The organism is Anabaena sp. WA102, from assembly GCF_001277295.1.
In the GTDB taxonomy this organism is placed as follows: Bacteria; Cyanobacteriota; Cyanobacteriia; order Cyanobacteriales; family Nostocaceae; genus Dolichospermum; species Dolichospermum heterosporum.
Genome location: NZ_CP011456.1, coordinates 302,406 through 320,051 on the forward strand (window position 1 = coordinate 302,406; position 17,646 = coordinate 320,051).

A 17,646-nucleotide genomic window follows, 5' to 3' on the forward strand; every position below is an offset into this window, starting at 1 on the left:
AACACAGAGAGAGAAGAAATAGAGAGAGTTTTTGCGTTAGTTTTGGGACGTATTTTTATTTGGAAGTCCCTAAAGTCTTTGCTGAGGCTGACTGTGATCTTAATCAATTAGACGGTTTTGCCTCTGCTTGTCGTAAACTGCTTGAATATATGCACTACAGACTGATATCTTGTCCAACTTGTGATGTACTGTATGCCAGTCCAATTCCTGAATTAAGTGAATTAGCAACCGCCTACCATGAAGCTGCTTTTGATAGTTCGGAAGAAGCTCATTATGCGAGTCGTACTTATGCCAGTTTTCTACCCGAAATTATGCAACATATTCCTAATTTAGATGGTGCGATTGATATTGGCACAGGGGATGGAGCATTTTTAGAGGAATTGCTTCGTACAGGGTTTACTTCTGTTATTGGAGTAGAACCAGAACCTTTCCAAGCACCTATTCTAGCTGCTAAGGAGGAAATACAACCATTAATTAAGCATGGTCTTTTCAGAGTTGAGGATTTTCAAGCGGGAACTTTTAGTCTTATTACTTGTTTTCAAACTTTAGAACATTTGTATGACCCTAAACAAATGTGTCAAGATGCTTATACTCTTATCAAAAAAGGTGGGGCTGTCTTTTTTATCTGTCATAATCATCGCGCTCTCTCAGCTAAAATTTTAAGAATGAGATCTCCCATTTTTGATATTGAACATTTACAATTGTTCTCGGAAAAAAGTGCTAGATATCTTTTAAAAATGAATGGTTTTACAACGATAACAACTAAAGTTATCTTTAATCGTTATCCTTTACATTACTGGGTAAAATTATTCCCACTTCCTTTAAAACTCAAGCGCTTCTGTCTTTCTTTTCTGAAGAAGACAAAAATCGGCTACTTACCCGTTTCTATTCCCGCTGGTAATCTTGCAGTAATCGGTTATAAAAAGTGAAATTAAACTGGAAAATTTAGACTTAAAAAAATCTTCTCAGTTGGGATTTTGCAAATTACCAGTTTTATAAATTACATCTACGAAATCAGAATTGAAAGAAGCAAAACATTTTTTAAAATTCTCAGATTCACGTAAAGCTATAATATGAATATAATTCTACGTTAACTGACTCATAACATAAATTGGATCTTTATAAATCATTAGTTGGTCATTTCCTATTTACTCTGGTGAAAACCGAACCGGAGTGGTTGCACAAACAAACCATCGGTAGTCTAAATTGGCTGTCGAAAGCCAGTTATTATCCTTATACCAATTGGTTGAATAACCTCCTTCAGCAATATCTGTGTTTAAATGATCCACGACTAGAACAAACTATACTGGGAATGAAATTTCCCAATCCTTTGGGTTTGGCGGCTGGATTTGACAAAGACGGCGTTGGCGCTAATATCTGGCATAATTTTGGGTTTGGTTTTGCTGAATTGGGTACTGTGACTTATCACCCCCAACCGGGAAATCCGCCCCCTCGGTTGTTTCGTTTACCTTTAGATCAAGCAGCACTTAATCGGATGGGTTTTAATAATGCTGGTGCTGTCGCTATGGCTGCAAGACTGAATGAGGTTAAAGAAAAGTCGAATTATCCAATACCCATACCTATAGGTATAAATTTGGGTAAATCCAAGATCACACCTTTGGAATTAGCAGCCCAGGATTATCTAGAGAGTTTTCGGTTACTCAAGGATTTGGGTGATTATTTTGTAGTTAATGTTTCCTCTCCCAATACTCCGGGATTGCGATCGCTCCAAGATGCTGCCATGCTCAGTCAAATATTGGACGGATTACAACAGGAAAACACCGCGAAAAAACCCATATTTGTGAAAATAGCCCCCGATTTAGAATGGGAAGCAATATCTGACATTATTGTTCTGGCTCAAGCTTACCAAATGGCTGGGTTAATCGCCACTAACACCACTATTAGCCGGGAAGGACTCAAAACCCAAATCATTAAAAAAACTGGCAAATCTCCCCAAGAAGAAGCGGGAGGAATTAGCGGTAAACCAGTGAGCGATCGCTCCACAGAAGTAATTCGCTTTATTTACCAACAAACCCAGGGACAAATGCCCATCATTGGCGTAGGTGGCATATTTACCGCCGAGGATGCTTGGGAAAAAATCACAGCCGGTGCTTGTCTTATTCAAACCTATACAGGCTGGATTTATGAAGGACCAATAATGGTACGCCGCATCCTCGCCGGTTTATTAACCAAACTAGAAGAAAACGGCTTAACATCCATCAGTCAAGCGATAGGAATGGGTAATAGGTAATTCGATTTTAGAGGATGTTTTAAAAGTGGTATCCCATAATTTTCATCACATTGTTACCCCCCCTAGTCCCCCCGATGCTTTGGGGAGAAACCGGAAAAATTAGTTCCCATGCTTTGGGGGAAAACCGGAAAAATTAGTTCCCTCCCCAAAGCATCGGGGAGGGTTAGGGAGGGGTAATTTGAGGAATAATGGTGATTCGATAACTTGTGTGTACACCGTAGCCTTTATAAGGGGATGTTTGAAAAGTTTTTAATAAACAAACCCCTCTCCAAACCTCTCCCCGAAGCGGGGAGAGGCTTTGAAACCCCCCTTCCCAGCCTTCGGCACGCTGCGCTAACGTAGGGAAGGGGGCAGGGGGGTTAGGTTTTGGAGATTATCGGTTTCATCTAATACTTTTCAAACAACCTCTAAGGGGAGGGTTAGGGTGGGGTAAAAATCCAGCAACCATGACTTTTCAAACACCCCCCAAGCTAAAAAAAATTCTTTTTCCTGTTGCCTATTCCTGAATTGGGAAAAACTCCTTAGACCTACGAGAATAGGACCAAGCAATACCATCAGGATCACGGCTACGACACCACTCAGCAAAATCTGGGTCATTGCGTCGCTTGTAAACCGTACTGGAATAGACATTTAGCCGTTTAGCTAATTCAGATTGAATCAGCGAACCAAAAACTAACTGTTCTTCTAGTGGTTTTCTCACTTCCTCATGGGTAGGAACAGATAAGGATTCAGATTGCGCTTCTCCCTCCAGGGAAATAGGTGAAGGTGGAGCTAAAAACGAACGGGCAATTTTAGTAACTGGTTGATCGGGAAGTTTTTCTACCAATTCACTACTATCAATAATATCACCAAGAATACTGGCATTAATAAAGTAGTACGATTGATCCTCCTCATTTTCTGAATCTAGTACACTAGCACCAAATTCCTTAGCTTTGCCATCTAAATAGCGTTTTGCCGCCTCTGCCGAAAAATTACCCTTGATTGCCAAGTCCGTGGGTGTAATTTTGCCATGATTTTCCTCAACCAATTCATAAAAGAGTGGGTTAACTTGGTTGCACCACTTTTCCCATCTAGATTGCTGCCAAAGGTTGAAAACCATTAACAGCCCCAAAATTACCAGTAAAACTTTCCAGGTATTGACCAAGAAAATAATCAAAAACGATATCGGCAAAATTAGAACGAGAAAACTTTTGCCAGGGCTTTCTATGGTTTTTTCACTCATACTGATTTTTGCCAAGTGAATTTTTACAAAATAATATCTCTATCTTGGCAAAAATTTGGACATTTGTTTGTATCTTTTGGCAAAATTGTCGCTAATTATTCGGCAAAAGCTACTGATATATGAAAAAGTAACTAATTTTATAAGTATATTTTCCCAGCTTTTGAGAAATTAATCTGTAGTCAGATTAGGTTGAGAAAGATTAAAATTAAGCGATGACATAGCGGTATGCACTTGAATAAGATACAGAATTTACCTAAAAAACCATACACCAAAGGACTTTCCACTCTGTTCCCTGTTCCCTGCTATATAATAACCAATCACTAATCATAAAAAGATGAAGATACCTGGATTTACCAGTAACAGAGATAAAAAATCAACTTCAACTAGAGGAAAATCCTATTTTTTGATTCCCCCATTAGCACTTTGGCATCCTTGGTGGCATCAATTTATGGATTGGATGGTAATATTTTTAACTGTAATGTTATGCTTAATAATGTTGCCAACTCGTCTTCCTGGGATGGAATTATTAGGCATTGGTCCTAACTGGCTACTAATTTGGGTAGTGGCTTGGAGTGTTAATCGCTCAGTATTTTCTGGTCTGCTGTCAGGAATCATTTTAGGACTATTGCAAGATGCAATGACATCGCCAAATCCCACTCATGCTTTGGGTTTGGGAATCGTGGGAATGTTAACAGCCCTAATGCAAAAACAGCGGTTTATTCAAGAAGACTTTATTTCTATTGCTTTAATTGTATTTGTGATGGCTGTGGTGGCAGGCACTATTTTTGCTTTCCAGTTATCTTGGGAAGGAAATCGTCATGCCGCCAGTATTTGGACATATTACCAGCGTGCAACCTTAGCTTCGGCAATTCTTAGTAGTTTGTGGGCGCCTGTGGTTTATTATCCTCTTAATCGCTGGTGGCAGCAGATGAAATTAATTCGTAATTCTTAAGTCAAATGGATAATTTTCCAGGAGTCTCTCCAGCATCTACACCCTTATCTGAAAACCATCAATTTGCACAGCCTGTAGTCCCGGAATTAGTAGGTAATGACTTTGATTCGCGGATGATGTTACGGTGCGTAGAATTAGCTCGCATTGCGTTGGGATACACTTCACCAAATCCCTTGGTGGGGGCAGTGGTTGTCCAAAATGGGGAGATTGTGGGGGAAGGGTTTCATCCTCGTGCTGGTGAACCACACGCCGAGGTTTTTGCCCTTAGAGCAGCGGGAGAACGGGCGCACTTAAGCACTATTTATGTGAGTCTTGAGCCTTGTAATCACTATGGACGGACTCCTCCCTGTTCAGAAGGATTAATCAATGCTGGTGTGTCTAAGGTGGTGGTAGGAATGGTTGATCCTAATCCCTTGGTAGCAGGTAGCGGGATTGCACGGTTAAGGGCTGCGGGGATTGAAGTTGTAGTTGGAGTAGAGGAAGCGGCTTGTCGGCGTTTAAATGAAGGTTTTATTCATCGCATTCTCTATCAACGACCTTTAGGTATTTTGAAATATGCTATGACTTTAGATGGTAAAATTGCCACTACTGCTGGTCATAGTTCTTGGGTAACAAATCAAGATGCTCGCACTGAGGTGTATCAATTACGAGGGGCTTGTGATGCGGTGATTGTTGGTGGGAATACAGTGAGAAAAGATAATCCTTACTTGACTAGCCATCAAGTTGCGGCTCATAATCCTCTACGAGTTGTGATGAGTCGTAGTCTGAATTTACCAGAACAGGCTTGCCTATGGGATACTCAGGAAGCTCCAACTTTGGTTGTAACGGAAGTTGGCAGTTCACAAGCTTTTCAAAAAATGCTGCGGTCAAAAGGCGTGGAGGTGCTGGAATTTAGCTCTCTCACTCCAGAAATAGTCATGGGTTATTTATATGAGCGCGGTTTTTGTAGCGTGCTATGGGAATGTGGTGGTATTTTAGCAGCTAGTGCGATCGCTCAAGGCGCTGTCCAAAAAATCATGGCATTTATCGCCCCCAAAATTATTGGTGGAGATCATGCTCCTACACCTGTGGGAGACTTGGGTTTAACTAGTATGACTGAGGCGTTACCGTTGGAGCGGGTAACTTGGCGGATTGTCGGTAATGATTGCTTAGTAGAAGGTTATTTACCATCGAAACTTAAATAAACAGCACAGCCACTTGACTATGACTGTTGGCGTTCATAAGCTAAATCACGAATCAGACTCAGCCGAGATTGGATGTAATCACACAAGAAATCAATTTCATGAGGATCTAAAAAAGCTTGATTAGTTATTTGTTTAACCAACCACTGCACCAAACTAGCATCATCAAGCTGTAAGAGTGTTACTGTGTGGGTGGCTTCAACGATTGACCAAAGCTGACGCATGATAGTTGGAGTCATTAGACCTCTATTTAATCATTAGTTTAGTTCTTTTCAGATTACACAATTCTCATATTAACTGACTGCATAAATCTACAACTAGATATAACTATTATTAAAAATTTAATAAATGACCAAATGTTTTGCTGAAAATTAAGAAATGTCAAGTTATATGAATTAACTTAATTTTACTTAACTAAGACTACAATTTGTCATCAATGAACGTTATTTTTTGTTGTGTTTTACTATTTTGACAAAAAAATTGATAAACAATGGTTTGAACTGTTTTTACTTTAGAGGTTGTTTGAAAAGTATTAGATGAAACCGATAATCTCCAAAAACCTAACCCCCCTGCCCACCTTCCCTACAAGGGAAGGGGGTTTCAAAGCCTCTCCCCGCTGCGGGGAGAGGTTTGGAGAGGGGTTTATTTTGTTTATACATTAAAAACTTTTCAAACATTCTCTTGGTTTCAAAGTTTATTAACTTCCAATTTCAGATTTTTTGTACTAAGGTAAATGTAACCAGGTTATCTATATTTTTACAAGATGACAAAGTAATGGTTCAACCTGACAACATAAAGAATGCAGTTGAGGAAAACCTCTCAAGGTTTCACTCTATTGATATAAATAGCATAAATCAATATTGCCAAAACAATCCTGTTGGCAAAATGTTACCTGATGCCTTTTACATTCATATTTTAGCTTTACATACTCTTGACCCTTGGCTTCAGGAATATGAAAGCCGCGCCCGTAGTGTCTTACCTAAAGTCCAGTTGGCAACTCTGGTCAAGTTTAGTACAAACAAACCCAAAATTTCCTATCTATTCTATCCTGATTTTGATACTGATCCTCATCCGGCTTTACAAGCTAGTATTCAGGTTGACTTAGAAACTCTAGAAGTTGGTTATCGGGATTACAGCGATTCGGAAAACCCCCCGATTCTGCACCGCAAAGAAACTTTTGTGACTCCAGAATATCCCCTCTATGAAGAGTTTGCAGCTTTAACTCGCGCTCAAGTTGCTTTAGGTTTACTTAATCATCCTAAAGGAATTGGGACTAAGTTGGGTTGGGAACAACGGTTAAAAGTTTTTGGGGTGGAAGTGCAAGGACATTGCTTAATTAAACGGGAAAGTAGTTCCATAAGTACAAATATAGTTCCCAAAATAGACCGTCACAAAGCCGCTATTATTCGCTCTGATTTATCTCGTCCTGTGCGGTTAGCTTTGGAATTGAGCTTATTTAGTCCAGAAACCACCTTTTTTGATTATGGTTGTGGACATGGTGGCGATGTTACCCGTATTGCTGAACAGGGTTATACAAGTTGTGGCTGGGACCCCTATTACTCTACACATACGCCTAGAGTAGCTGCGGACATTGTGAATATTGGTTTTGTGATTAATGTCATTGAACACCAAAGCGAGCGCCGGGAATCCCTAATCCAAGCTTGGGAACTGACTCAAAAAGTCCTGCTGGTAGCCGCCCAAGTGTTGATATCTGATATTAAGCGGGGTGTAATTGCTTATGGCGATGGCATCATTACTAACCGCAACACATTTCAGAAATATTATGAACAAGAAGAATTAAAAATTTACATTGACCAAGTATTAGGCGTTGACTCAATTCCTGTGGCTTTGGGGGTTTATTTTGTGTTTCGAGATGAAGCTGAAGCTGAGTTATTCCGTGCTTCTCGCTTCCGTTCCCGCGCGACTACTCCCAGAATCCGTCTTTGTGTAAAAAGGTTTGAGGAACATCAGGAATTATTGACACCGCTGATGACTTTTCTGACGGAACGGGGAAGAATGCCTATTAAGGGAGAATTACCTCAAGAATCGGCAATTGTTCAGGAATTTGGGAGTTTACGCCGGGCGTTTAATATCATTATACAGGCAACTGACTCGGAAGAATGGCAAGCGATCGCTGACAAACGCCGTCAAGATTTAATGGTTTATTTAGCACTGTGTAATTTTAGCCGTCGTCCCCGATTAGGACAATTAGCACCAGCAGTACAAGAGGACATCCTGGGTTTATATAGTAGTTATAAGCAAGCCTGTTTAGATGCTGACCAAATGTTACGCAGTTTGGGAAATACGGAACTAATTATTAAACGTTGTCAAGAAAGCAAAGTCGGGAAAAAATTACCTAATTCCCTTTGGGTTCACATTTCTGCATTACAAGCAGTTGACCCCTTATTACGTCTTTATGAAGGTTGCGCTAGTCGCACTATTGGACGGTTAGAAGCAGCCAATGTGATTAAATTTCATCTAAAAACGCCTAAGATATCTTATTTATTTTATCCTGATTTTGATATTAACCCTCATCCCATTTTATCAAAAGTCATGACAATTGATTTGCGAGATTTGCACGTTACTTATCAAGATTATGATCAAGAAGATGACCCACCAATCTTACACCAAATAGAAGCTTTAGTTACTCCCGATTATCCCCAATATGAGAAATTAGTGAAACTCACTTGTCAAGAAGAAGATAGGGGTCTTTTAGATAATTGGCACAGTATTAGTCATGTTTCTGGTTGGGAAAAATGTCTAAAGGAAAATTGTACTGTTATTGATGGTTATCGGTTAGCTTGGGCTAAAGATGCAGATGCTTATAAGTTGAAAGCACTGAAAGCAGCTTTGAGAACTCGACAAAGAAGGAAGAATGTTGCTCACGCAGAGACGCAGAGGCGCAGAGAGGAGGAATAGAGGGTTATTTATGTTTGTTTTGCTAGTTTGACCCAATCTGTAATTCCTTTTTTTGTGGGGATTCCTGAGTTATTAAATGTCCACATATCTCGTTTATGTTGTTGTCCATAACTAATATGAATTGGTTGGTTGTGACTATAAAAATAGAGGGAATCAAAGGGTAGTTTTGTTTGTAATATCCATTCTACTAATTCTGTACTCGGTAAATCTGTAATTAGAAAATCACAAGCAGCACCTAATCTTTCACAGTAGTATTTACCGTTTTTGTTGATTTCATGGCTAATATGTTGGTCAAGATGCGGAGCTACACGCCCATTTTTTTGCCCTGTAATTGGGTCTTTTTTCTCTAGATACTTTTTTAAGTCTGGAGAACAAAAACCGTAAGTAAGTCGAAATTTTTCTCTACCAAAATAATCTATCACTGGGTCAATGATAAATTTATTTAAATCCTGTAATGCGGGAATTACTTCTGGTAGATTTTGTGGATAGGGGTTGATATTTTGGGCGTATTTATGATAAGTTTGTGTGCAGGTACAAAATTCTTCTAAGGTTAGATATTTTCCTAGTTTTAAATTATGACTATTCATAAATACTGGATTGGCTATGAGACTGGTGATTCTATTGTAGCATTTGGTAAACTTCCGTTTTATTAATTGCTGAGAAGTTAAAAAATGTGAATAATTTAATAATTGGACTTACCAAGGTCTAAAAAAACTATGAATGTTCAAGAACTTTTAGATAGATATGCCACAGGAGAAAGAAGCTTTAACTGTATTGCTTTACCAGGAGCAAATCTACAAGGAGTCAATTTGGGTGGTGTAGACTTCGGTGGAGCAGATTTGAGAGGAGCAAATCTAACAGAAGCTTCTTTAAGTGGTGCTAATTTGAGTAAGGCAAATCTCAAAGGAGCAACATTAGCAAGAGCGCATTTATCCGAAATTATTCTCTGTGGTGCTGATTTGACTCAAGCTACATTAAAAACTGCTCATTTAAATGAATCAGATCTTAGCGGTGCATTATTGAGTGGTGCTAATTTATGTGATGCTAATTTACACATGGCATCAATTTCCGCCGCAAATTTGCAGGGTGCAAACCTCAGTGGCGCAAAAATGGGAGGTGTGAGGATGTGGAAAGCAGACTTACAAGGTGCAGATTTGAGTGGTGCAGATTTAAGCGAGGCTAATTTGTGCGAAGTGAATTTAACTGGAGCTAATTTAGATGATACAGATATGAGTGAGACTTTTTTAACTGGCGCAATTATGCCTGATGGTAGTATTCATAGCTGATGTTGTTGTACAAAATACTTCGTAGGGTGGGCAATACCCACCAACACTCAGTGAAAATACTTAAATATTTGATTATCCAAAAGCTTGAACTGCTAAATACTCAGAATATGGACATTTTTAGCTTAAACAGTAGAAGCCTCTCACCTACCCGATAGGGATGTGATGAGATGAATACGCGGAAGTGACGAATTGCCCAACGAGCAAAATTAAGCGCAGCTTAATCAGTGTTGTTGGGCGATGATAGCGTAGCGTGGCGTAAGCCATATTTCCGGGCTAATAGCGAAAGTAAACTAAAGTTTACTCAAAAATTTCCGCGTTATTTAGTCATCTTCAGATGACTTCTGCTATTAGACTGGGAATTCATTCCCAGGCGGGCTAACCGGGTTGACGCTTCTCAGCCCGAAAAACAATCCACTTACGCATTATTATTACTCCTTGTCAGTACCAGTGTCATAATAGGACTGTGGAAATTCTGTCTTACCATCAAATACACAATCCACAGGTAAAATATCTGCCAACAACCGATTAATTATTAGACTTCTCCGGTAAAGATTGTAGAGACGTTCCATGGAACGTCTCTACAAGGGTTTCAAACGACGCACATTTAATTTTCGGAGATGTCTATTTAGCTTTTGCCTGACTTTTCGCCTGTTCTAAGGCTATTTCTTTCATAGCTTGATAAGAATTGTCAAGGGGGATGACTGGATTACTGACACAAAAATTTACAATTAACGTAAATACAAAGAAAATAAAAATAAATATATGATTGGTATGATTTATAATATACTAGGCTTTGTTATACACTGAAAAAATTAATGTATACCAGTGAATTAGCTAAATATTCCGCCAGGGCAGATATTGGCCAAACAAGCCGTATTCTCGTAGTCGAAGACGAAGAACTAATTCGGGAAATGTTAGTTGTAGCCTTGGAAGGGGAAGGTTATGATGTAATTGTTGCTAGTGACGGCAGAACAGCGATAGAATATCTGAAAAATTGTGAAGATAATTCTGAAAAACTGCCTTTAGATTTGGTGCTGTTAGATTTGATGTTGCCGCAAATTAATGGTCTAGATATTTGCCGTTTTTTGCGTCACCAGGGCAACTCAGTGCCAATTTTGATGTTGAGTGCTAAAGGTAGTGAAACTGACCGAGTGCTGGGCTTGGAGGTAGGTGCTGATGACTATTTGACAAAACCGTTTAGTATGCGAGAATTGGTGGCGCGGTGTCGGGCGTTACTTCGTCGTCAACGTTTAAGTACATTGCCACAAGTTCCGGTTCTCAAGCACAAAGATATAACTTTAAATGCTCAAGAGTGCCGGGTAACGGTACGTGGAGAAGAGGCGAATTTGTCTCCGAAGGAGTTCCGGCTGTTAGAATTATTTATGAGTTATACTCGACGAGTATGGTCACGGGAGCAGTTGTTGGATCAGATATGGGGTCCAGATTTTGTGGGGGATAGCAAAACTGTGGATGTTCATATTCGCTGGTTACGGGAAAAGCTGGAGGAAGATCCTAGTCATCCAGAACATATTGTGACTGTGAGGGGTTTTGGTTACAGATTTGGGTGATTTGTGAAGATAGTTGTTAGTTTTGAATCATACACCAACTAACGACTTCCATGTTCTTTCTGGGATTTTTTCTGGGTTTAGTTGTCGGCCTTGGTTTTTGGGTTTGGCAACAGGTTCACCTGAACTGGTATTTAGAGCGATTGTTGCAACCGTTAAATTCTCGTTCCCATGAAACCAATAACATTAAGTTGCTGCTAAGACCTCGCTTACGGCAGGATATATCTATTGTGAATAAACAACGACAGGATTTGCAGCAATCATTGTCTATATATCAGGAATTGCTAGATTTTGTACCTCTGGGATATTTGCAGGTAGATGAGGAAAATCAACTGCTATGGTGCAATCAGCAAGCGCGAGAAATTTTATATCTTCAAAGGTGGCAGCCAGGACAGGTGCGTTTGTTGTTAGAATTGGTGCGGTCTTATGAATTAGATCAGTTAATTGAACAAACTCGTGATTGGCAAAAGCCACAGGTGCAGGAATGGGTTTTTCATCCTGCTTGTGAAGATGCTAGGGAGATGACAGCGGTAAAATCTATGTTTTTGCGGGCTTCTAGTTTGCCTCTACCAACGGGACAAGTGGGGGTATTTTTGGAAAATTGCCAATCTGTGCTAGATATGAAGCAAGAACGCGATCGCTCTTTTTCTGATTTAGCCCATGAACTGAGAACACCCCTCACGGCAATTCGTCTGGTAGTGGAAACTCTGCAAACCCGTCTAGAAACACCTTTAGACCGTTGGGTTAATAGGTTAATGCAAGAAGTTGACCGACTGATTAATTTGGTGCAAAGTTGGTTGGAACTGACGCAAATGGAAAATAATCCTACCATGCAGTTAAATTTAGAAATGGTGGAAATGCGATCGCTCATCATCTCCGCATGGGCAACCCTAGAACCAATTGCCCAGCGTCATTCTCTCAGTATTAACTATTCTGGACTAGACAGCATCTGCATTCAGGCAGATAAATCTCGACTTTATCAAGTATTCGTCAACTTGCTAGATAATAGCATCAAATATAGTCCAGCCACCACAACTATTGACATTGAGACTAAAATAATTTCTACTGATAACGGTCAAATGTTGGAAATAAATATTATTGATTTCGGTGTTGGCTTTGCTGTTGACGACTTACCTCATGTATTTGAAAGGTTTTATCGCGGAGATAAAGCCCGGTATCGTTCACCAGTCAATGAAGTAAATTCGACAACGAGAATTGCTGGTAGCGGTTTAGGTTTAGCCATTGTCCAGCAAATAGTCATGGCTCACGGTGGTGTAATTAAAGCCATGAACCATCCAGAAACAGGTGGTGCTTGGATACAAATTCAATTTTCTCAAGTTATGACAAATTTACCTAGTACAGTACAGCGCAAGTAAGATAACCATTAAAAATCCTTAAAAAGCTTATACAATCTGCTTTTTTAATTTTTAATTGTTAATTTTTAATTCCGCCCTGCGGTACTAGTCAAGACTATAGTTAAGAAAATATATACACTTTTAATATAACCACTGTGAAAACTGTATTTGATCCTCCCAATCACAAAATACTACCAATAGAACGCTCCATTAGGCGTTTAGAACGGGATTTATTACGCATGGGGGCTTTAGTAGAACAATCATTTCGGCTGAGTCACCAAGCCTTATTTGCTGGTGACTTAATCGCAGCGGAACAAATACCCCGGTTAGATAAAAAAATTGATCGCTTTTATCGGCAAATAGAATCAGACTGCACAACTATTATCATTCGTCAAGTACCCACAGAAAGAGATTTGCGCTGTATAAGTGCTTTTATGCAATTGGTGCGTGACTTAGAACGAATTGGGGATTATGCCGAAGAGCTAGGGGAAATTGCCATTAAACTCTTCCCTTATCCTCAACATAGTTCCTTACCAGAAATTGCAATTATGTCCCAGCACGCCCAAGCAATGTTAGCAACTTGTTTAGTCGCATTGGCAGATTTAGACGAAGCCAGTGGACAAAGAATGAAGCAGTTAGATGATACTGTAGATAATGCTTATGAGCATCTTTATCAAACCTTTGCCCAACAGGAAAATATTTCTGGCGTAATTGAGCCAATTCTCTTGTTAACTTTAGCAATTCGTTGTTTAGAACGCATGGCAGATCACGCAACTAATATTGCTCAACGAGTTACATATATTGTTACAGGTCAGCGATCGTAAATTTGATATTGATCTTTATCAATACGTACCATAAACAGAGTATAAACTCAAATTTACCAGATCATAAATAAATTATAATTTTGTATAAAAATTTTGATATTTAGTTGTTTTAATTGTCATTAATGATGTAGAATCACCATAGAACATTTATGTATAAGTTCCCTTGGGACTTTACCATAAACTGGATTCATTTAGGTGTGAGAGAGACTAAAATTTATGAAGAAAGCTTTTTGGAACATCCTCAAAGTTAGCCCTGTTATAGCTTTGAGCTTGCTAACTGGTAATAGTGCCTTTGCTGGTGAAGTTAACGAACAAGTAACAAGTGTTGCTCAGTTATCCCAAGAGTCCAACAGTTTGGGTCAAGTAACATCCGTTTCTCAGTTTTCCGACGTACAACCTACTGATTGGGCGTTTCAAGCTTTACAATCTTTAGTTGAACGTTATGGTTGCGTAGCTGGTTATCCTAGCGGTACTTTCCGTGGTAATCGCGCCTTGAGTCGTTATGAATTTGCGGCTGGTTTAAATTCCTGCTTAGACCGCGTTAATGAACTCATTGCTACTGCAACTGCTGACATGGTAAGCAAGCAAGATTTAGCTACCTTACAGCGCTTGCAAGAAGAATATTCTACCGAATTAGCAACTATTCGCGGTCAAGTAGATGCTTTAGAAGCTCGTACTGGCGAACTGGAAGCCAATCAGTTTTCCACCACCACCAAACTATCTGGTGAAGCAATTTTTAGCGTATCCCAAGCTTTTGGGGATAAAGTGGCACTTCCATCTTCTGCTCCTGGTACAACAACTGGTACACCAACAGCATCAACACGAGACGTAGATTCCAAAGCTACTTTCTCTGACCGGGTGCGGTTGACCTTGAACAGCAGTTTCACAGGAACAGACCAATTACAGACTCGGTTAAATGCGGGTAATATTTTAGCTAACAACACAAATGCTGCCGCTACCGCTTTTAACCCCACTACTGGTGCCGCTGCTACTACTGCAACAAATGGTACTGGTACTAATATGACCCGTTTGGGTTATGACGGTGGTACTAATAACAGTGTAGCAATTGACAAACTCAACTACGCTTTCAACTTGAGCGACAAAATTCGTGTCAAGATTGATGCTACTGGTGCTGAGTTGAATGAGAACGTCAATGTTTTCAACCCCGACTTTAGAAGCAGTGGTTCAGGTTCTCTGTCTCGCTACGGACGTTTTAGCCCTATTTATCGTCAGGCGAATGACGGTGCAGGTATCACTGTTAACGTTACTCCTAACGATAAGATTGCATTAAGCGCGGCTTATTTTGCCACAGGTAGAGATAATGCAGCTAACCCTGCACCTGGAACTGGACTATTCGATGGTAATAACACCATGTTTGGTCAGTTGGCTTTCAAACCTAACAAAGCCATCAATATTGGTCTAACTTACGCCCATTCTTATCAATCTGGTACTCCTAACCTATTCTTAGGAACAGGTAGTGCGAGAGCTAATAATCTTGGTCTTGGTGCTACTAAGATTGAATCAAGCAACTACGGTGTGCAAGCTACCCTCCAACCCACTAAGAACATCACAGTCGGCGGTTGGGGTGGTTATACCGCTGCCAGCACTTTAGCAGGTGCTAGTACCAGCGGAGAAATCTGGTACTGGGCTGGTACTTTGGGTATCAAGGACTTCGGCAAAGAAGGTAATACCTTGGGTTTCATCTTCGGTCAATCACCTAAATTGACTGGTGGTAAGGTTGGTACTACAAATATTACCAGAGATGCAAACACTTCTTATCACATCGAAGGTCTGTACAAGGTGAAGCTTTCTGACAACATCCTCGTCACTCCTGGTGTGTTGGTAATCTTGAATCCTGAGCATAACGATAAGAACAGCGCTGAATATGTTGGTACTTTACGGACTACCTTCACTTTCTAGAATTAAGTTAGGTTAGCCCTCCCTAACTCTCCTCTTGTGAAGGGGAGGGAACCAGATTTTTCTTGTTTCCCCCCTTCTAAAGGGGAAAGGGAGGTAAAAATGTGGTGAAAATTACGGGATACCACCTTTCAAACAACCTCTTGATATTAAAACTGTGTCTGTCACTAAAAAAGCAGCCGGGTATTATAAAGTAGATGCCGAAAACCCTTGAAGATGCGTTCGACTTAGGAGAACGCATCTGGGCTTCAGACAAGGGATGAAAGCTAGTTCCTTTGCTTTATCCTGCATTGACGTTAATTTGAAAATTTGAGCGTATTCATCTCATCACCTCCCTATCGGGTAGGTGAGAGGCTTCTACTGTTTAAGCTAAAACTCTCTATAGAATCTCCGCGTTTCTAGACCGGAGACTGTCAAAGATATTCTAATTTATGGTAAATCGGTTATAAAATAAAACTATATTCTCAAGACTACCGCATCTCGTTCCTAGTCTCTGACTAGGAATGCAGTTGATGAGGCTCTGCCTCTAATATCATTGAAGGCAGAGCCTTCTAGAATTCATTCCCTGTCAGAGACTGGGAACGAGATAATGAATTTCAGGGCTAATAGCCAAAGTTTACTAAAGTAAACTGGGGATTTTTAGTCATCAACAGACAACTTTTGCTATTAGACTGGGAATTCATTCCCAGGCGGGCTATGGGTTTTACGTTAAGTTGACTGCTTTACTCCTACGCACCTGGGTTTTTAACTAAATATCTGGGCGCTATGAATTATGAAGATTAATCTTGCCAATTACTAATACCCAAAACCAGTTAGGATCAAGGAAATCGGAATTTATATTTTCAAGCATCCACTGGAGAGAAGTGTTTATGGATCTGGTTGTACTCCAGAACTGGCTAGATAATGCCTCATTTGCTGTCTTATTCTGTACGATGTTGGTGTATTGGGTGGGGGCAGCCTTTCCGAGTTTATCGGTGACAGCGGCTTTGGGGACGGCTGGAATGGCGATCGCTAATTTGTGTATGGCGACTCTATTAGCAGCAAGATGGATCGAAGCGGGTTATTTTCCCCTGAGTAATCTCTACGAATCTTTATTTTTCCTGACTTGGGGAATTACCGCTGTCCATTTAATTGCCGAAAATAGCAGTCGTAGCCGTTTAGTGGGGGTTGTAACTGCACCTGTAGCCATGGGAATTGCTGCTTTTGCGACTCTGACTTTACCATCAAATATGCAGGTGTCAGAGCCTTTAGTCCCAGCTTTAAAATCTAATTGGCTGATGATGCACGTTAGTGTAATGATGTTGAGTTATTCAGCTTTGATGGTAGGTGCATTGTTAGCGATCGCTTTTTTAATTGTTACTCGCGGTCAAAATATCCAATTACAAGGTAGTTCCGTTGGTAATGGCGGTTATCGAAGTAATGGTTATAAATTACTAAAAGCTGGTGAGTTAGTTACATCTACACTCGCTGCGGAAACTAATGGTTTTTCCCTTGTAGAAAGTAACAACAACGGAAATGGGACTGCGGTTTTAGATTTAATCACAAGTACCCCCATTCAAACTGCTGAAATCCTTTCACCTCAACGTCTTAATCTAGCTGAAACCCTCGATAATATCAGCTATCGCATTATTGGTTTAGGCTTTCCTCTCCTCACAATTGGGATTATTGCTGGTGGGGTTTGGGCTAATGAAGCCTGGGGTTCTTACTGGAGTTGGGACCCGAAGGAAACTTGGGCGTTAATTACCTGGTTAGTTTTCGCGGCTTATCTGCATTCTAGAATAACTCGCGGTTGGCAAGGTCGAAAACCGGCAATTTTAGCCGCTGCTGGGTTTGTTGTAGTTTGGATTTGTTATCTCGGTGTGAATCTTTTAGGTAAGGGTTTACATTCTTACGGTTGGTTTTTGTAAGTTCATCTTTCAGCAATTCTCATTTTAAGGTTTCATGACATTTAAACCCTTACATTCATAGGGTTTTACAATTCTTAACAAATCCGGGGATAGCGAAGCGCTGCTGCAAGCAGTTCGCTGAAATGGCGCAAACTCGTTTCAAAATGAGAATTGCTGTTCATCTTTAACTATTACGCCGTAACTCCCCCACTGAATTTGGTACTCCAAATCAGTGGCGGGATATAAGGCGGGAAAAACCGAAATCGTTCTCAATCAGTCCGAGGCATA

15 protein-coding genes are annotated in these 17,646 nt (G+C 40.2%); 11 read left to right on the forward strand and 4 right to left on the reverse strand.

The genetic code is table 11. The features are described from left to right. Nucleotides 1–59 precede the first annotated feature (59 nt). Together AA650_RS01195 and AA650_RS01200 are read left to right on the forward strand one after the other, a co-directional pair. Nucleotides 60–929, forward strand: a complete 870-nt coding sequence (locus tag AA650_RS01195; RefSeq protein ID WP_053537642.1) for a class I SAM-dependent methyltransferase — start codon at nucleotides 60–62, stop codon at nucleotides 927–929. 182 nt (nucleotides 930–1,111) lie between these two features. Beyond that, nucleotides 1,112–2,251: a quinone-dependent dihydroorotate dehydrogenase gene (locus AA650_RS01200; RefSeq protein WP_053537643.1), complete on the forward strand. Its 1,140-nt coding sequence runs from the start codon at nucleotides 1,112–1,114 to the stop codon at nucleotides 2,249–2,251. A 496-nt stretch (nucleotides 2,252–2,747) separates the two neighbouring features. Here the strand turns inward: AA650_RS01200 and AA650_RS01205 are convergent, their stop codons facing one another. Then, nucleotides 2,748–3,473 (reverse strand): hypothetical protein, encoded by a 726-nt coding sequence (locus AA650_RS01205; RefSeq protein ID WP_053537644.1) that lies wholly within the window; start codon nucleotides 3,471–3,473, stop codon nucleotides 2,748–2,750. Nucleotides 3,474–3,807: 334 nt separating this feature from the next. Here AA650_RS01205 and mreD point away from each other — a divergent pair, with 334 nt between their 5' ends. Further along, nucleotides 3,808–4,425: a rod shape-determining protein MreD gene (mreD, locus tag AA650_RS01210; RefSeq protein ID WP_053537645.1), complete on the forward strand. Its 618-nt coding sequence runs from the start codon at nucleotides 3,808–3,810 to the stop codon at nucleotides 4,423–4,425. 5 nt (nucleotides 4,426–4,430) lie between these two features. Further along, nucleotides 4,431–5,609, forward strand: a complete 1,179-nt coding sequence (gene ribD / locus AA650_RS01215; RefSeq protein ID WP_053537646.1) for a bifunctional diaminohydroxyphosphoribosylaminopyrimidine deaminase/5-amino-6-(5-phosphoribosylamino)uracil reductase RibD — start codon at nucleotides 4,431–4,433, stop codon at nucleotides 5,607–5,609. Between the two features lie 17 nt (nucleotides 5,610–5,626). On the opposite strand, the gene AA650_RS01220 is transcribed toward ribD, so the two are convergent. Further along, a complete protein-coding gene (locus AA650_RS01220; RefSeq protein WP_053537647.1) occupies nucleotides 5,627–5,845 on the reverse strand; it encodes a hypothetical protein in 219 nt (72 codons plus the stop codon). 535 nt (nucleotides 5,846–6,380) lie between these two features. On the opposite strand from AA650_RS01220, the gene AA650_RS01225 reads away from it, so the two are divergent. Beyond that, complete coding sequence (locus AA650_RS01225; RefSeq protein WP_053537648.1) at nucleotides 6,381–8,525, forward strand: DNA phosphorothioation-associated putative methyltransferase; 2,145 nt, start codon at nucleotides 6,381–6,383, stop codon at nucleotides 8,523–8,525. An 8-nt stretch (nucleotides 8,526–8,533) separates the two neighbouring features. Here AA650_RS01225 and AA650_RS01230 read toward each other — a convergent pair whose 3' ends face one another. Then, complete coding sequence (locus AA650_RS01230) at nucleotides 8,534–9,112, reverse strand: hypothetical protein (protein ID WP_039202789.1); 579 nt, start codon at nucleotides 9,110–9,112, stop codon at nucleotides 8,534–8,536. A 129-nt stretch (nucleotides 9,113–9,241) separates the two neighbouring features. Between AA650_RS01230 and AA650_RS01235 the strand changes: the two genes are divergently transcribed. After that, nucleotides 9,242–9,811 (forward strand): pentapeptide repeat-containing protein, encoded by a 570-nt coding sequence (locus tag AA650_RS01235; protein ID WP_039202790.1) that lies wholly within the window; start codon nucleotides 9,242–9,244, stop codon nucleotides 9,809–9,811. Between the two features lie 428 nt (nucleotides 9,812–10,239). On the opposite strand, the gene AA650_RS27460 is transcribed toward AA650_RS01235, so the two are convergent. After that, nucleotides 10,240–10,380: a hypothetical protein gene (locus tag AA650_RS27460; protein WP_168634706.1), complete on the reverse strand. Its 141-nt coding sequence runs from the start codon at nucleotides 10,378–10,380 to the stop codon at nucleotides 10,240–10,242. Between the two features lie 246 nt (nucleotides 10,381–10,626). On the opposite strand from AA650_RS27460, the gene AA650_RS01240 reads away from it, so the two are divergent. The 5 genes from AA650_RS01240 (at nucleotide 10,627) to ccsB (ending at nucleotide 17,379) form a co-directional block, all read left to right on the forward strand. Further along, complete coding sequence (locus AA650_RS01240) at nucleotides 10,627–11,379, forward strand: winged helix-turn-helix domain-containing protein (RefSeq protein ID WP_027403571.1); 753 nt, start codon at nucleotides 10,627–10,629, stop codon at nucleotides 11,377–11,379. A gap of 50 nt (nucleotides 11,380–11,429) precedes the next feature. Next, nucleotides 11,430–12,752: a sensor histidine kinase gene (locus tag AA650_RS01245; protein ID WP_053537649.1), complete on the forward strand. Its 1,323-nt coding sequence runs from the start codon at nucleotides 11,430–11,432 to the stop codon at nucleotides 12,750–12,752. 134 nt (nucleotides 12,753–12,886) lie between these two features. Further along, a complete protein-coding gene (gene phoU / locus AA650_RS01250; protein ID WP_053537650.1) occupies nucleotides 12,887–13,555 on the forward strand; it encodes a phosphate signaling complex protein PhoU in 669 nt (222 codons plus the stop codon). A gap of 216 nt (nucleotides 13,556–13,771) precedes the next feature. Beyond that, complete coding sequence (locus AA650_RS01255) at nucleotides 13,772–15,475, forward strand: iron uptake porin (RefSeq protein WP_053537651.1); 1,704 nt, start codon at nucleotides 13,772–13,774, stop codon at nucleotides 15,473–15,475. An 866-nt stretch (nucleotides 15,476–16,341) separates the two neighbouring features. After that, nucleotides 16,342–17,379, forward strand: coding sequence for a c-type cytochrome biogenesis protein CcsB (ccsB, locus tag AA650_RS01260; RefSeq protein WP_027403575.1), 1,038 nt, complete (start codon nucleotides 16,342–16,344; stop codon nucleotides 17,377–17,379). Nucleotides 17,380–17,646: the final 267 nt, after the last annotated feature.